Annotated in this window: 18 protein-coding genes and 1 tRNA gene; 9 read left to right on the top strand and 10 right to left on the bottom strand. The window is 34.5% G+C overall.

The window, feature by feature from the left end; genetic code table 11:
• Nucleotides 1-118: 118 nt before the first annotated feature.
• The 6 genes from C7377_RS05585 to C7377_RS05560 all read right to left on the bottom strand — a co-directional run bounded on the left by C7377_RS05585 (nucleotide 119) and on the right by C7377_RS05560 (nucleotide 6,316).
• Nucleotides 119-1,330 carry an alkaline phosphatase family protein gene (locus C7377_RS05585; protein ID WP_165806859.1) on the bottom strand — a complete coding sequence of 404 codons (1,212 nt, stop codon included), beginning with the start codon at nucleotides 1,328-1,330 and terminating at the stop codon, nucleotides 119-121.
• A 1-nt stretch (nucleotide 1,331) separates the two neighbouring features.
• On the bottom strand, nucleotides 1,332-2,207 hold the full coding sequence (locus C7377_RS05580; RefSeq protein WP_116496362.1) for a hypothetical protein: 876 nt from the start codon (nucleotides 2,205-2,207) through the stop codon (nucleotides 1,332-1,334).
• Nucleotides 2,208-3,236, bottom strand: a complete 1,029-nt coding sequence (galE, locus tag C7377_RS05575) for a UDP-glucose 4-epimerase GalE (protein WP_116496361.1) — start codon at nucleotides 3,234-3,236, stop codon at nucleotides 2,208-2,210.
• A gap of 14 nt (nucleotides 3,237-3,250) precedes the next feature.
• Nucleotides 3,251-4,261 (bottom strand): DUF4837 family protein, encoded by a 1,011-nt coding sequence (locus C7377_RS05570; RefSeq protein WP_116496360.1) that lies wholly within the window; start codon nucleotides 4,259-4,261, stop codon nucleotides 3,251-3,253.
• On the bottom strand, nucleotides 4,248-4,433 hold the full coding sequence (gene tatA, locus C7377_RS05565; RefSeq protein ID WP_116496359.1) for a twin-arginine translocase TatA/TatE family subunit: 186 nt from the start codon (nucleotides 4,431-4,433) through the stop codon (nucleotides 4,248-4,250). Before tatA ends, C7377_RS05570 begins: the two co-directional genes overlap by 14 nt.
• Before the next feature lie 86 nt (nucleotides 4,434-4,519).
• A complete protein-coding gene (locus C7377_RS05560; protein WP_116496358.1) occupies nucleotides 4,520-6,316 on the bottom strand; it encodes a LysM peptidoglycan-binding domain-containing protein in 1,797 nt (598 codons plus the stop codon).
• Nucleotides 6,317-6,418: 102 nt separating this feature from the next.
• Here C7377_RS05560 and mnmE point away from each other — a divergent pair, with 102 nt between their 5' ends.
• Together mnmE and C7377_RS05550 are read left to right on the top strand one after the other, a co-directional pair.
• Complete coding sequence (gene mnmE / locus C7377_RS05555; protein ID WP_116496357.1) at nucleotides 6,419-7,801, top strand: tRNA uridine-5-carboxymethylaminomethyl(34) synthesis GTPase MnmE; 1,383 nt, start codon at nucleotides 6,419-6,421, stop codon at nucleotides 7,799-7,801.
• A gap of 5 nt (nucleotides 7,802-7,806) precedes the next feature.
• Nucleotides 7,807-8,643, top strand: a complete 837-nt coding sequence (locus C7377_RS05550; protein ID WP_116496356.1) for a DUF2971 domain-containing protein — start codon at nucleotides 7,807-7,809, stop codon at nucleotides 8,641-8,643.
• A gap of 35 nt (nucleotides 8,644-8,678) precedes the next feature.
• Here the strand turns inward: C7377_RS05550 and C7377_RS05545 are convergent, their stop codons facing one another.
• Nucleotides 8,679-9,278, bottom strand: coding sequence for a phosphatase PAP2 family protein (locus C7377_RS05545; RefSeq protein ID WP_116496355.1), 600 nt, complete (start codon nucleotides 9,276-9,278; stop codon nucleotides 8,679-8,681).
• 330 nt (nucleotides 9,279-9,608) lie between these two features.
• Between C7377_RS05545 and C7377_RS05540 the strand changes: the two genes are divergently transcribed.
• Nucleotides 9,609-10,802: an L-serine ammonia-lyase gene (locus C7377_RS05540; protein ID WP_116496354.1), complete on the top strand. Its 1,194-nt coding sequence runs from the start codon at nucleotides 9,609-9,611 to the stop codon at nucleotides 10,800-10,802.
• Between the two features lie 67 nt (nucleotides 10,803-10,869).
• Here the strand turns inward: C7377_RS05540 and C7377_RS05535 are convergent, their stop codons facing one another.
• From C7377_RS05535 to C7377_RS05525, 3 genes are all read right to left on the bottom strand, one after another.
• Nucleotides 10,870-13,752, bottom strand: a complete 2,883-nt coding sequence (locus tag C7377_RS05535; protein WP_116496636.1) for a calcium-translocating P-type ATPase, PMCA-type — start codon at nucleotides 13,750-13,752, stop codon at nucleotides 10,870-10,872.
• 149 nt (nucleotides 13,753-13,901) lie between these two features.
• Nucleotides 13,902-13,975 (bottom strand) — tRNA-Asn (locus C7377_RS05530).
• Between the two features lie 88 nt (nucleotides 13,976-14,063).
• A complete protein-coding gene (locus C7377_RS05525) occupies nucleotides 14,064-16,454 on the bottom strand; it encodes an O-antigen ligase family protein (RefSeq protein ID WP_116496353.1) in 2,391 nt (796 codons plus the stop codon).
• A 151-nt stretch (nucleotides 16,455-16,605) separates the two neighbouring features.
• Between C7377_RS05525 and C7377_RS05520 the strand changes: the two genes are divergently transcribed.
• From C7377_RS05520 to C7377_RS05495, 6 genes are all read left to right on the top strand, one after another.
• On the top strand, nucleotides 16,606-18,117 hold the full coding sequence (locus tag C7377_RS05520; RefSeq protein ID WP_116496352.1) for a lipopolysaccharide biosynthesis protein: 1,512 nt from the start codon (nucleotides 16,606-16,608) through the stop codon (nucleotides 18,115-18,117).
• A gap of 111 nt (nucleotides 18,118-18,228) precedes the next feature.
• The gene (locus C7377_RS05515; RefSeq protein ID WP_116496351.1) at nucleotides 18,229-19,512 is read left to right on the top strand and encodes an OmpP1/FadL family transporter; all 1,284 of its coding nucleotides are present in this window, start codon (nucleotides 18,229-18,231) and stop codon (nucleotides 19,510-19,512) included.
• A gap of 34 nt (nucleotides 19,513-19,546) precedes the next feature.
• On the top strand, nucleotides 19,547-20,872 hold the full coding sequence (locus C7377_RS05510) for a tetratricopeptide repeat protein (protein WP_116496350.1): 1,326 nt from the start codon (nucleotides 19,547-19,549) through the stop codon (nucleotides 20,870-20,872).
• Nucleotides 20,873-20,893: 21 nt separating this feature from the next.
• Nucleotides 20,894-21,544 (top strand): LPS export ABC transporter periplasmic protein LptC, encoded by a 651-nt coding sequence (lptC, locus tag C7377_RS05505; RefSeq protein WP_116496349.1) that lies wholly within the window; start codon nucleotides 20,894-20,896, stop codon nucleotides 21,542-21,544.
• A gap of 22 nt (nucleotides 21,545-21,566) precedes the next feature.
• Nucleotides 21,567-22,865, top strand: coding sequence for a hemolysin family protein (locus C7377_RS05500; protein ID WP_116496348.1), 1,299 nt, complete (start codon nucleotides 21,567-21,569; stop codon nucleotides 22,863-22,865).
• A 5-nt stretch (nucleotides 22,866-22,870) separates the two neighbouring features.
• The gene (locus C7377_RS05495; RefSeq protein ID WP_116496347.1) at nucleotides 22,871-23,665 is read left to right on the top strand and encodes a thymidylate synthase; all 795 of its coding nucleotides are present in this window, start codon (nucleotides 22,871-22,873) and stop codon (nucleotides 23,663-23,665) included.
• Nucleotides 23,666-23,673: the final 8 nt, after the last annotated feature.

The raw sequence follows: 23,673 nt of genomic DNA, 5'->3' as shown, positions 1-23,673 counted from the left end.
GTTTGATTTTGTTTATGATTGCCCCAAAGGTAAAGTAAAAATTCTGTACATGATTATTCTTAATTGCATTTTTTTACATTATTTAGAGAATAATTAAATCAAAAGCTTACAGAAATTCTTATCTAGCATTCTTTTTAAGCATTTTCCGTACTCTCCTATATTTTCCGTCATTTAGAGCAGGTTGTATCTCAAGGATTTTAGCAACCAGATTATAAACATCAATATTTCTAATTGTTCTCTTCGTATAACCGTTTTTAAAAGCTGGTCCTTTCGCAACAAATAAAGCATGCATTTGTTTGTCGTTATTTAAGTAGCCATGTGTACCACCAAACTTCCGATTCTCTTTATGACTAGGAAAAACACTCCATCCCGGCTCTCCAACAATAAAAAAATCTCCTGTTCTGATATGCTTACCCACTTTCCATCGACAACTTGCTTTTCCCCGCTTATATACTTTAAGATGCAGAACTTCTCTCAAGGATTTATAAATACTATCTTTCTTATCTTCAACAGCATTGATTGTGTAAACAGGATTACTTCCGTAAATTCCTTGCACCCATTCTTCTTTAATATAATCTTCAAGAATAATTTGCTTTTCTTCAGAAATGGCTCTCATTCCATGATCAGAAAGTACGATTAAGTTAATAGAATCAGCGATAGGAAGTTGCATTAGCTTTTTATATAAATTACCTATCTGCTCATCAACATATTTTACCTGCTCGGCAACTTCCGGACTGTCCGGGCCAAAGTGATGTCCTGACTTGTCCGGCTCGTGATAATACAAAGTAATTAACCTAGGTCGCTCTTTATGTGGCAGTTTAAGCCAAGATATCACAGAATCTATACGAACTTCGAAATTCGCTTTTTCGTTATACTTTTTCCACTTTTGAGGCTGCATCTTATTTATCTGAGCCTCAGAGCCTACCCAAAAATAAGATGCAGTTTGCAATCCTGCTTTACGTGCTGTATTCCAAATAGGTTCTCCACCATAAAAGTCTCCATTCTCCACACTTTTTCTATCTCTCACTTGATAAGATTTACCCAAATCTGGAGCGTAAAAAGCATTTCCAATCAGTCCATGATGGTCTGGATACAAACCCGTGACTATACTGTAATGATTAGGAAACGTTTTAGTCGGGTTCGAAGGTATCATGCGTTGAACTCGAACGCCCTCCTTGGCAATTTTCAGCAGGTTTTTCGCTTGAAATTTCTCAGGATAATCTGCACGAAATCCATCTAAAGAAACCATCACAACATATTGTCCTGCTGGCTGTTGAGCCCACAGGGACAAACTACAACAAATGAAGAGCAAGGTAATTATAGTTCTCATATTATTTTTTCTTTCCAAACAGTCCCTTCTCCCAACTTGATTTCTTCCCAAATCGATAACAAACATCAATCATTGGTGTATAATTAGACTCATCTTCTATCGGATTGCTGGTAATAATGTACTTCGCACCTATAGTAAATGATAATTTTTGATTATAATGATACACAAGGTTCAATTGTGTTTCAATCCCATGGAAATCATTCCCGATATATCCGTCTGCTCCTATATTGAAATACACATTCTTCAACAATCCTCCATCAAGCTGTAAACCTGCATACCAAACTTTATCTCCATAAAAAGATGCTGTCCTATGATACAGGGAGAAAAAAGTCATCCTTTTAAATGATTCGTCCAAATCTTCTGTTGATGAAACATCCAAACCGATACGCCCTGTTGCAATCCAGTAATGTTCTTCTACATTACACGTAGGATTGAGAACATAACTTGCTATGATTTCATTCTGAAATGTAAAAATACGAGGAATTACAGCTCCTTTATTTATGGTATGGTCTCTATCGTCATCTCTTAAAACTTCCAGTCCTTTTGTTGGATAAACAACTCCATGTTTTGAAGAAAATATCCATCGGGCTTCATACCAATTCTTTTTAACATAAATATTAGGAGTTCTGTATGCCCAAAGTCCTAAAAAGGTTTGTAATTCTACTTTGGGAAGTAATCCATAGCGAATGGGAGCCAACAAACTAAGATGTAGCTGTCTCTGAGGAATTGCATAGGCTGTTTTCCATGTTTCTGTCTCAAAGCGTTTTACCACTTCTCGAGGTTCTATGGAAACATCCTTATCATCATCTATATATTGAGCCGTAACGCTACTGCACATTGTCAAAACACAAATAGCAATAGAAATGATTTGTTTCATCTAATTTTTGTTTTTTGAACGATAATTTTGCTCCCACTTCCAAGCAGACTGTAGCGTTTCCGCTAATGAACTTTCTGCTTTCCAGCCTAATTCTTCATTAGCAAGGGTAACATCAGCATAAATCTGTTCAATGTCTCCTTCCCTACGACCTACTATCTTATACGATAATTTTAAATGATTTACTTCTTCAAAAGTATTTATCAACTCCAAAACCGAAGCTCCTTTACCTGTTCCAATATTAAATATTTTAAAAGATTTTTTATTCTTATTATTCAACAAACGACGTACCGCTACAACATGCGATTTTGCTAAATCTACTACGTGTATAAAATCTCGGATACAAGAACCATCAGGTGTATTGTAGTCATTACCAAAAACACTCAGTTCTTTACGAATACCTATAGCTGTTTGTGTAATGTAAGGAACTAAATTAGCAGGAACACCAATCGGCAATTCACCAATCAAAGCAGACGGATGTGCTCCTATTGGATTGAAGTAGCGTAACGCAATGGTATTAATCGCATCATAAGCTTTACAGCTATCATTTAGAATATCTTCACAAATGCTTTTAGTATTTCCATAAGGTGATTCAGCTTCTTTTCGGGGAGTATTTTCAGTAACTGGTAAATTATCAGGCTGACCATAAACCGTACAAGACGATGAAAATACGATGTTTTCTACGTGATGTTTCCTCATCATCTCCAGAATTACAACTAGAGAGTTTATGTTATTTTTATAATAAAGCAACGGCTTTTCTACAGATTCACCAACAGCTTTAGATGCAGCAAAATGAATAATTGCATCTATTTTGTGTTCAGAAAACACCTTATTCATTTCGTTCTCATTAGTACAATCGGCTTTTATAAAAGCAGGCTCTTTGCCGGTAATCTCTCTGATTCCTTTGAGTACTTCTTTGTTGGAGTTAGATAAGTTATCAACTATAATAATTTTATAATTCGAGTTAATAAGTTCTACCGAAGTATGTGAGCCGATATAGCCCATACCTCCTGTTACTAAAACTGTTTTCATAGCTTGTTGATTATTTACTCCTTAGGTGTAATTCTAAGTGTTCTAAAAATCCCTTCTATTTCTCGTATAAATTTTACTTTGCTGAACTTGCTTTCAGGAGCAAAAACATAACTGTCCAAAATCAAGATCCGAGTGTTGGGTTCATCAACTAATGCAAAAAGAAGAAACGGTCCTCCCATAAAATCATTTTCAAGTGTCCAGTAACCTCTTAACTCCACACCATAATAGCCATTAATATCAATTACTTTATGAACGACCTCAGCCTCCTCAGTTTCGGTACGCACATAGCTACCTTCTTTAGGTCCTTTCACATATTTTTTTAACACTTCATCTCTTTTCTCAATCAAATTTTCTTTATTGAGTTGCTCCTCTGAGGTATAAGGGAATTCATAAACCATGATTGCTTGGGTTGTACGCTTAGTCTCTCTAGAAGCCCAGATAAAATCATCTTCATTCCTTTTTATACTGTATTCAGGGGCAGCTATCCAGGCATTAAATGCATCACTCAACTGTGCCGAAAATTTAGATTTCTGCCCTCCATAAAGTTTTGCAAAATGATTTACTTCTCCTTTATCGAAATAATCTAAGATTTGCATCTTATGTTCAGCCAATAATTTTAGGGCTTCTTCCTCATTTTGAGCCTCTAGTAGCATATAATTTTGATTGAATGCAAATGGGTCATCTTTTTTTATCAATATGTTTTTTGTTGCATCGACAATATTGATTTCCAACACACTTCGGTGTCTTTTTGCATAACCTTTAAACATACTCGGAGGCATCGTTTGTAACTTGAAATATCCTTCACCAAACATGGGAGGAATACCAGGATAAGGAATATCTAACATTTCTTTAATAGAATCTCCTAAGCTTGAGTTCAAATAGTTTTTTTCAATAACCACCATCAACTCGCCTACAGGACCTTGTGATTCCATTTTAAAATCAGATGCTTTATCTTTTTTACAAGATGTTGCAAATAGAACTGCTAATAGTAGTGTAAATACTACGTAAATATTATTTCTTTTCATGAGAATCTTCCTCTTCTTCTTTAGTTGCTTTTTTAAATTCTCTCATTCCTTCACCCACTCCTTTGAAAAGCTCAGGAATTTTTTTGCCTCCAAAAATGATAACTACCACTAGAATAATGATAAGAATCTCCCAATGACCAAACATGCCTAGGAATATGGTATTTAGTAACATAAGTATTTGTTTTTATAAAGTGACTCTTTATACAAAGATACAAAACATAATAACCTACGCTTATATTTTAAATAAAAAAGAAAAGTCTAGTCCACTTTGATACTAAAATTCTTATTGAATTGGACTTTATGTAAATCTATACTTTCATAGCCTCCATTTTTGTGCTTCATAATTTTTTGTAATGGTTTTTTATAAAAATATTTTCCTCCAGAGTTGATGCCTTTTAATAATTTGCTCATCGTTATGTAGCCCATATAACTGAAATCATCAGGAAAAGAAAGGAAACGTTCCTTATAAGTAGTTGTAAAATCTTGATTTTCTGTAGATAGGTAATGGAATGGTGTGAAATACGTAAAATTCAAATTGAAAAGCATTTCCGGATCTATATTTGGGTGTACTTTCCATTTATAATATCCCACTACTTCGACATCATGCATACTAAATACGTTCAAGACATTCAATACTGAATTGACAACCTTATGATTTGACTCTGGTACTATAACAATATTCTTTTTTGATTTGTCGAAAACTTTCTCAAAACTTGTCTTAAAGTTTGTTTCATTAGCGACTCCTTTGTCTTGGATGCTGTTGATTAATGTTGCCAATCTTTTTATCTTCTCCGAAGACGATCCTTTCGCATCAGTATATCTCTGGAACGATCTGCCATTAAAACAAATAACATTATCAGTGATATGTTCATTCACTATATATGCTGCAATCCTATGATTTATACTGTTCTCAGTTGTGTTGAATTGTAATACATTCTCATCTGTATAAACGGCATTATTTTTTGACAGTAGAGATACAACAGTGGTTTCATCATTCGCAAAAGACAATGAAGCAGGAAATACATCTTGGCTATAAGGCCCTACAATAAAATCAGCATCTCTATGTACTTTCAGTTTTGACCTCACCCTAGTTTTACTTCTACCACTGTCATATACATTTATAGTAACCGGAACATTTTCATTTTCTTGAATTGCTAAAAGCATCCCCTTATAATAGTTGGTCATACCTGAAAATGAATTCTTTAACGGTAGCAAAACCACCATTTCATAATTGCGTTTAAATTCAGCTTCATAATCGGTTGGCTCTTCCACATCATAGATTGAGTTATACTCTTCATCATCCAAATCAGAATCTGCGGGTTTTTGTGGTACCCAGCCTTTTGGAATTTGTGTAAGTGGTCCTTTATACTTTGAGCCATCTTTGACAATAAGCACCTCTTTTAGTCCTTTAGTCTTCTTATTTACCATTCCAATTTTAATCACTTCAGCACGAGCTTTTCCGATAGGAATACGCACTTCATCCTCTGGCTTTAGTTTTTGGGGATCGATATCTTCATTTAGCTGCTTCAATTTTCTCAGACTGATATTATAACGCCTGCCAATAGACGAAAGTGTTTCTTTAGGCTTTACTATATGATAATAGTAATCATTATCATAGCGAGGCTGATGCTCTTCTATTAAAGGAACAATTAATCGACGACCTTCTACTAAAGCGACTTCTACCCCTGCATTTAGATTGATAAGTTCCTCCTCTGTAGTTCCGAACTTTTTGGCTAACGAATAAAGTGTATCTCCTTTTTTTACGATGTAGTGTTTGTACTTCAAACTTTGAATAACTGTAGTAGGCTCTGTATAAGGAATTTTGAGCAATTCCCCCTCTTTTAAGTCTGTCGTTTCTTTATCATTTACTTCTAGAATTTTACTTATACTAACGGCATACGTCTTACTAATAGCATACATCGTTTGTTTTGGCTCAACTTTATGGACATAATATTTTTTGCCGGATAGAGCAACTAGATTTTCTGAACGTTTTACTTGAGAAAAGGCAAAGGAAATACTGACCAACAAAGCCAGCATAAGTATCATTTTTCGCATAATAATTTCTATTTTAACCAAACACAAAGATATGGATTTCTGAAAGACATTTACAAAAACCGCACCCGAATTGCTATCTTTGTATTTAATAAATATATGCGAATGCTTACGGACACCACTATATGCGCTATTGCAACACCTCCCGGAAACGGAGCGATTGCATTGATACGGCTTTCTGGAACAGATGCCATTACTATAGCTTCAAAAATCTTCTATGGCAAGAAACCATTGGAAGAAAAGATCTCTCACAGACTTTCTTTTGGAGAAATAAGAGATGAAAATGAATTAATTGACGAAGTTTTAGTAAGTCTTTTCCGTGCTCCAAACTCCTATACCGGTGAGAATATGATTGAGATGTCATGCCATGCCTCCTCTTTTATTCAGCAAAAAATCATTTCTTTGCTCTTAGAAAATGGTGCGATATTAGCCCAACCCGGTGAATTTACACAACGTGCTTACTTAAACGGGAAGTTCGACCTTTCCCAAGCCGAAGCGGTTGCTGATATTATCAGTTCGCAAACCGAAGCTTCTCACAAAATGGCTATGCAACAAATGCGTGGTGGCTATTCCGAAGAGTTAAAAGAACTTCGCAAGCAATTACTGCATTTTGTATCGCTCATAGAACTCGAATTAGATTTCAGCGAAGAAGATGTGGAGTTTGCCGACCGCACCCAATTGGTTGCTTTAGCCGAGCAGTTGCATTCAACAATCAATCATCTTGCCCAATCATTTCATTTAGGTAATGCTATAAAAAAGGGGATTCCAGTTGCTATCGTTGGAAAACCGAATGTAGGCAAATCAACGTTGCTCAATGCACTTTTAGGTGAAGAACGTGCTATCGTTTCTGAAATTGCAGGAACCACACGCGACGTGGTCGAGGACACTATTATTATAAAAGGTGTAGAATATCGATTTATAGATACGGCTGGTATTCGAGAAACACAGGATACCATTGAAAGCTTAGGGATAGAGCGTACTTGGCAAAAAATAGATATGGCAGAAATTGTACTCTTTTTAGCAGATGCAACGGACTCTTTAATTGCTAATCTCAATGCAATAAAAAAGCTTCAAGACTATCTAGAAGGCATGGGTAAAACTTTACTCTTAATCATCAATAAAACTGACCTAAAACCCGTAGAGACGGAGCCTTATTCACAGTATATCTCTAAGGAGAATATCTTAAGCATCTCTGCGAAATACCACAAAAATACTGATATACTCATCGAAAAACTACATACTCATTATCTGGGTATGAAAGAAAACAGTGGAAACATTATCGTGAGTAATTTACGGCATTACGAACTACTAAAAAAAGCCGAAGAAGCCACACAAAGAATTTTAGAGGGTTTGTATCAAGGTATCCCGACGGATTTCATTTCACAAGATATACGAGAAGCATTACACCATCTTGGTAGCATCACTGGTGAGATATCAACAGACGATATATTAGGCTCAATTTTCCAAAATTTTTGTATCGGGAAGTAAAAATTATGAGAATATATCACTATACAAGTTTAGAAGCTTTAGCCTTAATTTTAAAAAATAGAACAATTCGGTTTAATCGATTGGATAAAGTCGATGATTTAGAAGAGGGGAATTTAGAAACTGGTGGTGTGAAATTTGGAAAATATGTCTTTGTTTCATGCTGGACTGAAGAATCAAAAGAAAACGTTCCGTTATGGAAGATGTATGGAGGAGATTATGGAGCTGTAAGAATCTCTTTACACAAAGAGATGTTCAAAGAATATATTATTTCAGCAAATAATATAAAATTCACAGGCTTACACCTATCGGGTGCTCATAAAACATTTTTCCCGCCTAAGATTTTTATAAATCCTTATTTGACACCATTTCCCTTTTACATAAATTACAATAACGATGTATTTTACAAAAAGATAGTTTATGTAGATAATGTAATTTCAACAATACAAGAGGTTCATAAAAAAAACAAACAGAAAAGATTGGAAAAAAATCAAATATTAAGTGATATAGATCCATCTTTATATGCCTCATATAAAAATAAGCGTTGGGAATTTCAGAACGAATCAAGATTCATAATTCATTTTAGATTAAATAAAAAAATAGAAGGAGAAAATAATCCTTACTTAACCTTTCCTTCAGACGAAAAAATTAGAAATCAAGAAGATTTAGGATTTGATTTTTACGATATGCATTTAAAAGATGAAGCTTTTGACACCTTGGAGATAACTTTAAGTCCATCTGTTACAACCGGACAAGAAGTTATAGTAGAATCTTTAAGAAAGCAATATGCCCCAAAAGCTAAAATTTCACAAAGCTCCTTGGCGAATTTAGTTCAATTAAAATAAACATTATTCAAAGACAAAAATAACATACATAAATTTTATTCAAAAGCCATTTCAGTTCTTGGGTATTTGACTCGATACCTTGATGTTAATTTTATTTTAGATAAAAAGAAGTAAATCAGAGTTCCATAAAAAACACCTGTAATAATTCCAAATATAACATCAGAAGGGTAATGAACTCCATTATAAACCCTGCTGTAGCTTACTAGTACTGCCCAAAGCAACATCATTCCTTTCAGCCAATTATATTTCTTAGGTAATAGTAGAAATAAAAAAGTTGCTAAACCAAAGGAATTAGCAGCATGGGCGGAGACAAAACCATACTGACCTCCTGGTCCCGCTTGACTCAAATATATTAGATTTTCTAATGTCGGCTCATGAGAAGGTCGCAATTGTTTCATTGCATGTTTGAAAAAACCAGATGTTTGATCACAAAGTGTAATCAAACTCGCTATCGCAATAAAAACTTTAAAACACTTAATCTTAAATAGTCTGATTATTAATAAAAACAGAATTAAATAAAAAGGAATCCAAAATAACTTATCACTAGCATAAAACATGATAGTATCTAAGTATTTATAGTGACTACCGTTGAGTAAAAGGAATAGCTCAGTGTTGATTGATTCTATTGTTTCCATCGGTATTGATATTGATTTCCAACAAAAGAAATAAATTGACTGACTGATTAAGGTTAATAACAAGTTACTAATAAATGAAATGAATGTTATGTTTCAAGAATATTAGTTTTAGCAGTAAAATCACCTCTTTTCTTGCATTATTAGAATTAGCAAGCCCATTAAATGAATACTATGATAATCAATCAACTACAAATGATTTAGTCATTTTGGAAACTGCATAAATGTTGAACATATTAAAAAAATGCTATAAAACAGTTATTCTTTTACAAAATTCTATGAATACATAATGAAATGCTTATTTTTGCACTTCTTTTGTAGTGATGAAATGATATGGAAACGATTAAAGAAATATATAAAATAGGACAAGGCCCATCTAGTAGTCATACTATGGGACCTCGCAAAGCTGCTGAACAATTTTTAGCTCGGCATCCTAATGATCCAAAATATAGAATTACACTTTTTGGCAGTTTAGCTGCTACCGGTAAAGGTCACTTGACAGGTGAAGCTATAGAGGAAGCGTTTGCTGATAAAAACATGGAGTTAGTTTGGGAACCTACTAAGTTTTTAGCTAAGCACCCAAATGCCCTAACTTTTGAATCTTTCGATAACGATGATAATCTCATAGAAAGCTGGACTGCCTATAGTGTGGGTGGTGGCTCTATCGTAGATGACAACTCTGAATTAGAAACTGAAAGCATTTATGGCATGACGACAATGGATGATATCCTAGCTTACTGCCAAACCAATAATATGCGCCTTTGGGAATATGTGGAAGAGTGCGAAGGTGACGAAATTTGGGATTATCTAAAATTGGTGTGGGAGACGATGGTTAATTCCATCAAAAGAGGAATGGAGAAAGAAGGGATATTACCGGGGCAACTCAAGCTGACTAGAAAAGCACCGACCTTCCAAAGTCAATCACACAATTTTTCTGGACCTAACCAGCATAGAACTCTATTGTTTGCTTATGCATTAGCAGTCAATGAAGAAAATGCTAGCGGAGGTATTATTTCCACTGCTCCTACATGTGGTGCATCAGGTACATTACCTGCCGTTCTTTATTATCAGAAAAGACTTTACAAGCTAAAAGACAGTCAAATACTGAAAGCATTGGCAACTGCCGGACTTATTGGAAACTTAGTAAAATGGAATGCTTCTATATCTGGCGCTGAAGCTGGATGCCAGGCAGAAGTTGGAACTGGTTGCGCTATGGCCTCTGCGGCTGCAACACAACTACTTGGCGGCACTAACTACCAAATAGAATATGCTGCAGAAATGGGTTTGGAACATCATCTAGGATTAACTTGTGACCCGCTTTATGGCTTGGTGCAAGTTCCTTGTATTGAACGAAATGCTTTCGCCTCATCACGAGCATTGAGTCATGCATCCTATGCACTTCTCTCTGATGGTCGTCACGTTATTTCTTTCGATAAAGTCGTACGCACTATGAAAGAAACCGGACTCGATTTGCCAGATTTGTATAAGGAAACCTCATTAGGTGGACTAGCTATTTATGGAAAATAAGAAAATACATTCTAATTACAAGATAAAGAGCGCTTTGTAAGTGCTCTTTGTCATTTTATGATGAGAACTAATATATCCGCTTGATTAATCTAACCAGCTCTCCTATCCATAAGACTAATGAAGTAGAAACAAAAATAATTGTCCAATCTCTCAAAGTAAGTGGCACCGTCCTAAAAACTTCTCCACCAAACTGAACAATTAAAAATTGCCCTAATAATATAGTAACCAACGCAATTAGAAACCCTACGGTCTTATGTAATCCATAGAATGCCGACTTACCAGTTCCAAAAGCTTTTGCATTGAACATATTCCAAAATTGTAACAATACAAATATGGTAAAGAAACGTGTTAAGTCATAAGCCGTAATGACTCCATTCCTATCAAAAATAAAGAGTAAGCTCAATAATATTATAATAAAAGAAAAACTAACAAATAATATATTAGAGCTCATTTTAGGTGTGATAATGAAGTCTTCATTCTTTCTAGGCTTATTTTCCATCACGTCTGGGTTTGGTGGCAATGACGCTAATGCAACCGCAGCAAATGTATCCATAATCAAATTCACCCAAAGCATTTGTGTCACAGTAAGTGGTAATTCATAACCAAAAATAGAACCAAGAAACACGATAACTAAGGCAACCACATTAATGGTTAATTGAAACAAAATAAAACGCTGTATATTTTGATATAATGAGCGTCCCCACATCACTGCAGTAGTAATGCTGTTAAACGAATCATCAAGTAAAGTGATATCACTGGCTTCTTTAGCTACCGAGGTCCCTGATCCCATAGACAGTCCTACGTGAGCATGATTTAAAGCTGGGGCGTCATTGGTGCCATCTCCAGTTACGGCAACAATCTCCCCATTCCTTTGCAGTAGCTGTACCAGTCTTTGTTTGTCGGTAGGTCTAGCTCGACACATTAATTTTAATTGTTGAACTCGCTGTACAGCTTCCTGGTCTGAAAGCTCGGCAAAATCGCTACCTGTAATTATACTTTCAGGCTTATCCGTGATTTTCCAAATACCAATTTGCTTTCCTATTTCTTTCGCTGTACCCGGCGTGTCGCCCGTTACTATTTTTACTTCAATTCCAGCATCTAAACATTTTTGCACGGCCAATGATACATCTTCGCGTAATGGATCTGCTATAGCAGTGAATCCAACGAAAATAAGATTTGAGTTTACGATTTTCCCATTCTCGAATCTATCTTTAGTATCATCTACAATCTCATAAGCAAACCCCAAAGTTCTCATTGCCTGTTTTTGAAAGCCTAATAAAGATTCCTCAATCACAGGAAGATAACCTTCTATGGGTTTCAATCCGTCTGTGGTTAATATAGAACCACATTTTGATAGAATAATTTCAGGTGCTCCTTTTACATAAAGGACTTTTCTCCGAAGTAATGAGCTTTCCACTAAAGATGCCATAAATTTTCTCTCAGGCGAAAAGGTTAATTGTTCAATAATATCAGACTGTTCCCTAATTTTTAAATAATTATCACCTTGTTTATGCAACCATAACAGAAGTGCCGCTTCTGTGGGGTTCCCGAGTGTTTTTATTTTATTTGGATTAGAAAAATCAAGATAAGCCGTAGAGTTTACAGAAATACTTTCCCTAATGATATCACTATTTACATCCTCATCTAATTGTTCATCTTTGATACACCAAAAATTGGCTTTGTGCACTTGCATTTGATTTTTGGTAAGTGTTCCTGTTTTGTCAGTACATATGACTGTTGCCGCACCCATTGTTTCGCAAGCATGCATCTTACGTACCAGGTTGTTTTTTTGTAACATCCGACGCATACTCAAAGCTAAACTTAGCGTTACACTCATAGGTAAACCTTCAGGTACAGCCACAACTATCAATGTGACAGATACCATAAAATACTGCAATAGATGAGCTGCAGTTTCCATACTTATCCAAGAAGCTCTTTCTAAGGGGTTAACTCCAAAAATATAAGCTATTACAGAAAGTGATATAAATGATCCTGCACCATACAATAACCAAGTGAACCAGCTTCCTTTTTTTATACTATTCGGAAGTTTTTTATCTCTACCCATAATCTCGAAATAATCATAAATAATAGGTACCCACACTTTCGCACTGGCTACAGTTACTGCTATGATTACTACAGCTAATAAACCGATGGCATTCATAGGATAATGAATTTCACCTAGAAATAAATCCTTAACTAAAAGAACGATAAAAGTTAATACAGCGAGCAGTAAGCCTACAAAACCTATCAACTTAGCTAGCTTGTCAAGTTGTTTGTTCAGTGGCGTTTCTTCACCACTCATTTCAGTAGATTTTTCAGCAACTTTACCAAACTCAGTTTCGTCCCCTACCTTTAGAACTTCAACAATACAATGTCCATCCATTATTTTTGTGCCTCTCATCACCCAGTTTGATGGATACGTAGCATCCTTATTGAAGCTATCTGGATTGGTAGTTTTATCAATAATGGGTTCTCCGGTCAAACAAGATTCGTCTATCTGTAATGATACTGCTTCCAGTAATTTACCGTCTGCAGGGACTTCTTCTCCTGTTTCTAAAATCAATACATCACCAACAACAATATTTTTTTTTGCTATCTCCGAAATATTCTCATTTCTGACGATCTTATAAAGTGTATCATCTTTCACTTTGTTAAGCACGTCAAACTTTTTATTGGCGTCTCTTTCAAACCAGAATGCAACACCAGTAGCCAAAAGAATAGCAAAGAAAATACCGATAGTTTCAGCAAATTCCATGTGCACAAATGAAATCCCTAAAGAAAGAAATGCAGCGATTAATAGAATCTTGATAATTGGGTCTTCGAACTTCTCCAAAAAAAGCTTCCACAAAGGTTCGCGTTTTTGGGGAGTCAAAACATTTTCTCCATATCTTTCTCGATTTTGGAGGACCTGTTTATCTGTAAGACCTATATAGTGTCTGCTATTTTGCATAGTTGGCTGAGTAGTTTTTAAAGTACTAAAATAGTTGTTTTCTTTTGTAATACCATAGGCTGGATTGTTCGTGCGAAACAAGTCAAAACTTTTTTCAGCAATAAAACAAAAAAGCCACCTACAATTCTGTAAGTGGCTGATATTTCGTGCTCCCCCTCTTGGACTTGAACCAAGGACCCTCTGATTAACAGTCAGATGCTCTAACCAACTGAGCTAAGGAGGAATTTGTATTACTTCCTTTCAAAAGCGATGCAAATATAATACTTTTCTTTTTTACTGCAAATATTTTTATCCATTTTCCTGCAAAAAAGCTATTTTTTCACAGGAATCTGGAAAGATATTTTTTTCTTTTCTTCTTTAAAAAATTTATTATAGTTTGTTTTTCCATCTTTATCACCCATATCCATGGCTTTCTTAAAGTCTGCCTTAGCCATTTCTTTATTTCCAACATTGAGATAACTTGCCCCTCTGATATTAATCATGCTAGGTGGTAAATTACCTAGTAATTTTTCTTCTGTATTAATATCTTCAATAGCTTTTTTAAAATTACCCAACTTAAAATAACAAATAGCTCTAAACCCATAGGCTTCAGCTGATTCTGGGACTTTGTCAATAAATTCATTAAATAAAGGCAACGCTTTTTTGTATTGTCCAGAAACAAAGAACTTACTAGCCTCCTTATAAAGTGACAGATATGGAGTAGCTACAGTTTGTTGTTTGATTTTATTCCTAAGAGAGAGTATGTTTTTATTATTGGGCAAGTAATGATAGGCTGAGTCAATCAGCATCTCTGCTTCCTTTAAATTACCTTTTTTCCTTAATAGCGAAACTGGAACTGTCCAAGCTTGCTCTTTATTTTTTACACCTTTTAAAAAATTACGCCACACTTCAATAGATTTATCAGGTTGTCCCTTTTTCTCATAGCTAGAAGCTAATATTGTATTTGTATTGTAAAAGAATGGTTTTAAATCTAATGCTTTTTTTGCGTAATATATTGCACTGTCAAACTGCTTCTCATTATAAAATGTCATAGCTATGAAATACTCTTTCCTTGCATCAAAGGGATTGCTATTATCATGATATAAAATTCTTCTAGCTTCGTCATATTTTTTTTCATTGAGCAAGTATCTCGCTTTTTGAATCGCTATGGGTTCCGCCAAAATAGTGATATCAGGAATACTCGGAAAAACATCTTTGAAGTCATTATAGGTGCGCTTCAATTTTCCTGTATTAATATCTTCTTTAATATCCCGTTGATAAACTAAAGACTTTTTATTTAACGTTAGTATATATACACTAGAAACGAGTAAGAAAGCCGTAATTATTGCCAAAAAGAGATTCAATATTCTTCTACCCTTAAATTTATACTTGAACAATGGACTATCTTCATTATAAAATAAAAGTGCTATACCCGCTGCCATACCTACGTATAAAGCAAACCAAGACTGTATTTCTGGTCTGTCTTGTGGGAAATTGAAGAATGCATCAAAAAAGTAAGCAACGATTCCAAATGCTGGTAAAAAGAAGTACTTTTCTTCTTCACTCTCGGGACGTTTTATTAATGCAACTGCAAAATACCAAAATATAAATATGAAAATACAAACAAAGGCAATCCCAGCAAATATTCCAGACTCTGCAGTAATCTCTAGAAAGTCATTGTGATTTTTATACATATAAGTATAAGTTGGACTCCAGCTGTTCTCATACTCAAGATATCGTAATTTCCAGTTCCCGACGCCAACACCTAAAAAAGGATCTTTAGGTATCATTTGAGTTGCAGTAGTTTCCCAAGAAGTAAGTCGGAGCTTGTTACTGTTATTTGTTGTGGATGTAATCGACTCAATTCTGTTAACAAAAGCAGTTCCTCGATTAGGATACATTTTGCTTTCTACAAAACTATATATTCCGAATGAGAAAGCTAAAATGAGAACGTATAATAAAAATTGCTTAAGCGGTTTTCGGTTTTTGACTTTTTTAGACTTTAAAAAGGCATAGATTAAAAGAAGTATAGTTAGAGCGATTAAACCCAAATAGAAGGCACGTGCTCCCATTAGTAAGGTAGCAAGAATACCTAAGAATAAACTTAGTCCTCCTAAATATTTTAACCAAGATTTTTGGAAATAAAACAACCATAAGGCAAATGGCAATTTGACAAACATTGCAGAAACTAGAATATTTCTATTTGAATAAGATGCTTTTATCAAACCTATACTTTTCAATTCTCCATTTATAAATTTTGATATACCATTAAATGTCTGAAAACTATCTAGTATTAACAAAATGGACAAACCAACTGCAACGGGTACGAGTGATTTTTTATCTTTACTAACCAATATGCCTATAAACCATGCACCAGCAAATGTTGTGAAAACTTTAGAAAAGTGTAAGATAGACTCATTTATGTTGATGGCTTTTACAAATGAAAGCAATGTGAATAGCATCAAAATCCCATAAGCTAAACCTACTTTAGTATCAAAAAATCTAAATAGATAATTAAAACCATTTTTCTTTCGTACATACCATATTAAAATGGCAAACACTAGAAGATTTAATATCGAAAATGTTAAGAATTTTGGTCCATTTGAATCAAACGTATCCATATTAGGTGTTAGCCAAGTAACAAAACCATAAGCGAGAAGTAAAAAACTGCTCAATAGGTTTGGATTAGCACTTTGCGTAACTGCTTTACCCTTTTTATTCATAATTATATAATGATTTAGTTGGGCGTAAAGTTATTTTGAATTAACAAAATATGCAACTTTAATTTCACTATATAAATAAGTTAGTCTATTGTAACTAAAAGCAAATGTTTAAAATGTACTACATTTGTTGTGAATATATAGACATTAATCGATGAATAAAGCGACCAAAGAAACACTCTTGAGCACGGTATTTTCATACTTGGGTATTTTTCTGGCTACTTTTTACACAATATTCATCATCCCTAAGTTGTTTCATGATCATCCAGAGAATTGGGGTGCATTACAATTTGTCTTAAATTATGCTGGCTTATTTCTGATACTTGCCTCTTTAGCAACACCTCAATCTATTATTAAATTTTATCCTCTGTATCCAAAACCCATGAGAGAGCAATTGCTATCTTTCCTATTTTGGATGAATACGCTAGGGATAGCTATCAGTTTTATCTGTTTTTATATTTACACGAAAGAACGCCCTGTTGAAGTTTTTATAGACGGTAAACTAACTGATATTAAATGGTTTTTCTACCCATTGCTCGTTAGTATGACACTCTTTGCTTTTTTTGAATCCTACTGCCATGCATTGCTCAAAATTGCTATGCCCGCATTCTTAAATAACACCTTCACAAGATTTTGGTTCTTTTTTACTATTCTACTCTACTATTATAATGTGATTTCATTCAACACCTTTACCTATCTATACTTCGGGCAGTTTATTTTTTCATTCGTATTTTTGGTATTATTCGTTTGGAAAATAAAAAAGGATCAATTTCGTTTTATATTCAAGATTCCTGAGAATTACCAAGAAATCCTGCGTTATTCATTATACGCATTACCCGCAACCTCTGCAGCTGTTCTTATCACTAAGATAGATATTCAAATGATTGGGAGTTTCTTAGGAAAAGCTGAAGTCGCTTATTATACATATGCTATATTTTTTATGAGCTTTCTGCTTATCCCCAAAAATACATTGATGCAAACCTCTAGAAGTATCATCTCGAGAGATTTTCAAACCCTCAGTATTGGAGAATTTACTCCTAAATATCACAAAATAAGTGTGGCGTTTGCTATTTCCACGCTTATCCTTTTTGTGGGAATAACGATTAATATCGAAGAGTTGATGTTGATTTTGGGAGATAAATTTGGAAGCAGTTCAGTCAAATATTCAGTCCTTATCTTGGGAACAGGTAGAGTTCTTGAGTCTCTATTTATAAGCAACCATGCAGTTCTCGAATATTCAAAGTTTTATAAGAAAATTTTATTATTTGAAATGACTGCTCTCCTTCTACTAATATTTTTAAACTATCTTCTTATACCTACTTATGGAATTATAGGAGCAGCAATAACCTCTGCAATTATTTTATTTTTAAATGCAGTGGCTAAAAGCATATTTGTGTATAAGAAACTAAACATCAGTCCAATAAGAAAAAAAGACATAAAAATAGTTTTAAGCATTGCATTACTAGTTGGTTTATATTTTATTCCCATCCCAAACATCTTACCTTCAAATAATGATATTATTAACTATATTCTTACGATTCTATTACGAAGTATTGCCTACGCTATTCTGTTATGGCTGGTTGTAAAATATTTCGGGATTCATAAATTATATATGAGTGAAACTCTAACAAATAATTCTGCTTCATCATTTGTAGATAAACCATAGGTCACAATAATTTCACATTTTTTAATGTCCATTTTCAACATTAACTTTTGATATAAAAGTAAAAAATAGCATCTTTGTAGCTCGCTTAACAAAAATTATTGCACCAGTTTTATGATAAATCACCGTAAACAAGTAAGCATATTTTCATTATTGATCCTAATATTGCTGCTCAGCACCCAGACTATTCTGGCACAAAGATTTACAACTTCACCTTATTCTCGTTTTGGTATCGGGGAACTAGCTACGCAGGGTACTGCCCGAAATAAAGCAATGGGTGGCACTGGTATAGCTTTAAGAGATGGTTTTTTTCTAAATACACTTAATCCTGCCAGCTATACAACTCTAGACAGTACTACTTTTCTTTTTGATTTAGGTACTACTGGTGGTTTTACTCAATTAGAAAGTAATGAAGCCAAGCAAAATGAAAAACAGCTGAATCTTGAATACTTTGCCCTTGGTTTCTCACTAAAAAAATGGTGGGGTGTTTCTGCAGGCGTTAGAAAAGTTACGAATGTAGGTTACGATCTTAATTTTGACTTTGAAAACGAAAACACAGGAAATTACAATACTAAATATACCGGATCAGGAGGTATTAATAAGGTGTATATCACTAATGCTTTCAAACTATCTCGTAATTTGTCCATTGGTATAAATACGAATTACAACTGGGGAAAAATATCCACAACTAAAGCTTTGAGATTTGAAGGAGGTAGTCAAGGTTTACCCTTTAATAGTGAAGAAGAACTGACCGTTTCAAATATTAATGTAGATATAGGAGTTCAATATCAGCTAGAAATCAAAGAAGATAAAACTCTTAATTTAGGAGCAACATTTGGAAATAAAACGGATTTAACAGGAGATTACAAAGCTTTTTTATACAGACAACATAATGCATACACCTCTGACACAATATCTTACAAGGAAACTGACAAAAACACTGTTGAATTACCCAACAGGTTTGGCATAGGGATTGCACTTAACACTTCAAAATTGACAGTTGCTGCCGATGCGCACTACCAAGCTTGGGGAGACGTAGCAACACTCAACACACAGAATACAGTGGTGTCAACAAAGATGAATGACAGCTATAGATTAGCATTAGGGATGGAATATACACCCAATAAATTCTCAGGAAGAAAGTTCTTTGATAGAATAAGCTATAGAGCGGGTCTCTATTATGAAAACTCTAACTTGGAGATAAACGGAACACAACTCAGAGACTATGGAGTAACAGCAGGTTTAGGAATACCAGTAAGAAGTTCTTACATGAACCTTGCTTTAGAATTAGGAACAAGAGGAACAACAGATAATAATTTAGTAAAAGAAAAATTTGCAAGAATAAGTGTAAGTTTCACATTGTTTGAAGCTTGGTTCCAAAAAGTTCTCTACGAATAAAAAAAGATGAAAATTTTAAAAACAGCAAAATAAGATGAAAAAAGTAGTAACAACAGTAATTATGCTAACTATAGCCTTCTTCGCTATGGGGCAATTACAATGCAAAGACACACAATCAAAGTTTGGAACAGACAGTGTAAAAACATTGATGGAAGCATCTATGTATCAAGAAATGTTTAAAAACAAGAATTATAAGGATGCATATCCACACTGGAAATACGTTATTGAAAACGCACCAAAGTTTCAATTAACCCCTTACAGTGACGGAAATAAAATTCTAAAAGAAATGTACAAATCAACAAAAGATACTAAGTACATTGATGAATTAATGCAACTATGGGATCAACGTGCTAAATATTGGGCACATTACAAACATTATAATGAAGCCTATTTATTAGGAAGAAAAGGTTATGATCTATACAATTATAGAAAGAATGACATTGAGGATGTAAAGAAAGCATACGATTATATGATGCAATCTATTGAGCAAGCTGGTGTTGAGTCTGAAGCTACCGTTATAGACAGAGCTATGGCTGCGACAACAGATTTATATAAAAATGGGAAAATTGGTAAAGACGAAGTAGTTAACAACTTCATCAAATTCAATACATTGATTAACAACATTTATGATGTTGAAAAAAATCCTAAAGTATTGAAGAGGACAGCTAAAGCGTTGAATAATGTTCAGCAATATTTTATTCTTTCAGAAGCTGCAGATTGTAATACATTACAGAACATCTTTGCATCAAAATATGAAGAGAACAAAAATAACAAAGAAGAGTTATTATCAATCGTTCGTATCCTAAACCGTTTTGAGTGTACTGACTCACAATTGTATGCTGATATCGCAGAAAGTTTATACAAAATTGCACCTACATCAGAGGCAGCTCTTTCATTAGGTATTCGTTACCTTAAAGCAAAAGACATGACTCAAGCTAAGAAGTATATTCAAGAAGCAAGTAACATGGAAACAGACCAGCTACGTAAGGCAGACATTCATTACATGTTAGCAAATATCGCCTTAGCAGAGAGTCGTTACAGCACTGTACGTACAGAAGCAAACAAAGCTCTAGAAATTAGACCAGACTGGGGTAAGCCAAAATTGATTATTGCAAAAGCATACTTAGGTTCTTCAAAAGGTGATTTAATTACAAGATCTAAAGCAGTATGGGCTGCAGTCGATAAAGCAGCACAAGCCAAGAATGACCCCGAAACTGCTAGCGAAGCACAAGCTTTCATCAATAGATGTAGCGGGTACTTCCCTCCTTGTGACGAGTTATTCTTCCACTCTATTAAAAAAGGACAATCTGTAAGTGTAGGCGGATGGATTGGTGGTACAACTACAGTACGTTGTAAATAAGATTATTAAAAAATATAGCAAGTGATTTTCACATCACAGAATATAATTTTAAGAGACATTGCCCTGATATTAGTTGGGGCAGTGTTTTTTTATTCTTGTACTAACAAAAACACTATCAAGGATTGGGAAGAACTGAATGAATCGACTAAACCAGAAATCGTTGGTAAAAACATCGAAATCAAACAATCCAGAAATGGAATAGTGACGTTCAAAGCCTACATTCCTAAAACAATTGAACAATATAAAGACGATAATCCTTACATTTACATTTGTCCAGATGGTATACATGTTTGGCAATACGACTCCATTTCAAACACCAACTTTGAATTAACGGCAGACTCTGCCTATGTAATAGAGCCAGAGCAATATTATGAGCTTTGGGGTAATGTAACTATTGAGCGTAAACAAGATAGCACAATGGCAGTGACTGACTACGTTTTTATTGAACAACAAAAAAATCTTGTACACTCAGATGCTAAAATTGTTATCAACAAACTTAATCAAATAAGAGATGCTGTAGCCGAAGGTTTTCAGTCTGACTTAGCCTTTAATAACCCCGTTTTCTATAATATTACACAAGGCGAGGTGAACTATGAAAACATTGAACTTCGCAAAAACCAAGATAGTATCACTTCTGATAAGCTGAATAAAAAGCAACCAGAGACACGATAAAAATTACTATCTTTGTTCGTATATGGTAACTACAATTTCTATTATTATTTGTAGCATTCTGCTATCCGCTTTTTTCTCCGGAATGGAGGTAGCTTTTGTCTCGTCTAATAAGCTGAAATTAGAATTAATTATCAAGCAAGAAACTCTAACAGCTCGAATATTACATTTATTTTATAGAAATCCAACGCAGTATATTACCACTATGGTAATGGGAAATATCTTTGCACTTATTGTCTATGGTATTTATTCTTCCCAGTTTATGGTGGATCAAGTTTTTTCTGACAACTTTATCCGTAATTTTCCGCATTGGGTACTTGTTATTCAAATTATAGCTTTAGCATTCATCATCATACTTACAGCAGAATTTTTACCTAAAATTTTATTTAGTATAAGCCCTAACAAGATGCTGTCGATACTTGCCATTCCTGGTATTATTATATATATCATCCTTTATCCTCTTGCCAAATTAACGATGTTCTTTTCTTTTTTTGTTAGTCGATATATTCTAGGTGATAAATCGGACAACTACAAGACTGAATTTGTTTTTGGAAAAATAGATTTAGATACGCTTATTGAAGAGGAAGTGGCTGAAGATAATCAAGAAGATGAGCACTCAATCGAGAGCCAAGACATTAAAATCTTTAAAAATGCCTTAGATTTCTCAGAAATAAAGATTAAAGAATGTTTGATACCTCGTACTGAGATTGCTGCAGTTGAACTATCAGAAGATGTCGAGACTGTAAAACAACTTTTTATAGAAACCGGTTATGCTCGGGTCATAGTCTTCAAAGAAAGTATCGATAATATCATTGGTTACGTTCATTCTTCTGTTTTGTTTCGAAATCCAAAATCGATTAAAGCTATGGTCAGCGATGTCCCCATAGTGCCTGAATCGATGCCTGCCCAAAAAGTGTTACGGCGACTCAATGAAGAAAACAAAGGTATTGCTGTAGTCGTAGATGAATTTGGAGGGACTGAGGGTATCGTTACCCTTGAAGATATTATGGAAGAGATTTTTGGCGAGATAGAAGATGAGCATGATAAAAACGACTTGATTGAAAAGAAAATCAGTGACACGGAATATATTTTCTCAGGACGACAAGAGATTGATTATTTGAATGATAAATACAATCTGTATCTTCCCAATGAAGATGATTATGAAACAATTGCAGGACTGATTCTTCATATTAAAGAAGATATTCCTAAGATTAATGAAGAAATCCATATCAATGAATACTTTTCGTTCAAAATATTAGAAGTGACCAATACACGGATTGAAAAAGTACAATTATCCATAAAGGATCAAAAAAATAACGAATAAATACCATGCGACAATATCACCAATTGCTACAAAGAGTACTCGAGGAAGGTACTGCACGTGATGACCGAACAGGTACGGGCACGCTCAGTATTTTTGGTCATCAAATGCGTTTTGACTTAAGTGAGGGATTTCCATTGCTTACCACAAAAAAACTACATTTAAAGTCCATTATTCACGAACTATTGTGGTTTCTTACCGGTGATACAAACATAAAATACCTTAAAGATAATGGTGTTCGGATTTGGGATGAATGGGCTGATGAAAATGCAGACCTTGGTAAAGTGTATGGTTACCAATGGCGTTCATGGCCTAAAGGAACCTATGAATCAATTGATCAAATAACGCAAGTTGTAGATAGCATCAAGAATAATCCTGAATCAAGGCGCCATATCGTGACAGCATGGAATCCTGCTGATATTGAAACTATGGCACTACCGCCTTGCCACACGCTGTTTCAGTTATATGTTACTAATGGTAAGTTATCATGCCAATTATATCAACGCAGCGCTGATATTTTTCTTGGTGTCCCTTTTAATATAGCATCCTATGCACTACTTACTATGATGATGGCACAAGTGTGTGATTTAGCACCTGGTGACTTTGTACATACCTTTGGTGATGCTCATATTTACAAAAACCATTTGGAGCAAGTAAAACTGCAACTAACTCGTACTCCCAGAGCGCTTCCAAAGATGCTAATCAATCCAGAAATAAATAGCATTTTCGATTTTAAATTTGAAGACTTTACATTGACAGATTACAACCCCTACCCTCATATAAAAGGTAAGGTTGCGGTATAATAATTGTG

This window comes from Balneicella halophila (assembly GCF_003096835.1).
Classification (GTDB): domain Bacteria; phylum Bacteroidota; class Bacteroidia; order Bacteroidales; family Balneicellaceae; genus Balneicella; species Balneicella halophila.
This window is presented reverse-complemented; position numbering and strand designations above follow the sequence as displayed.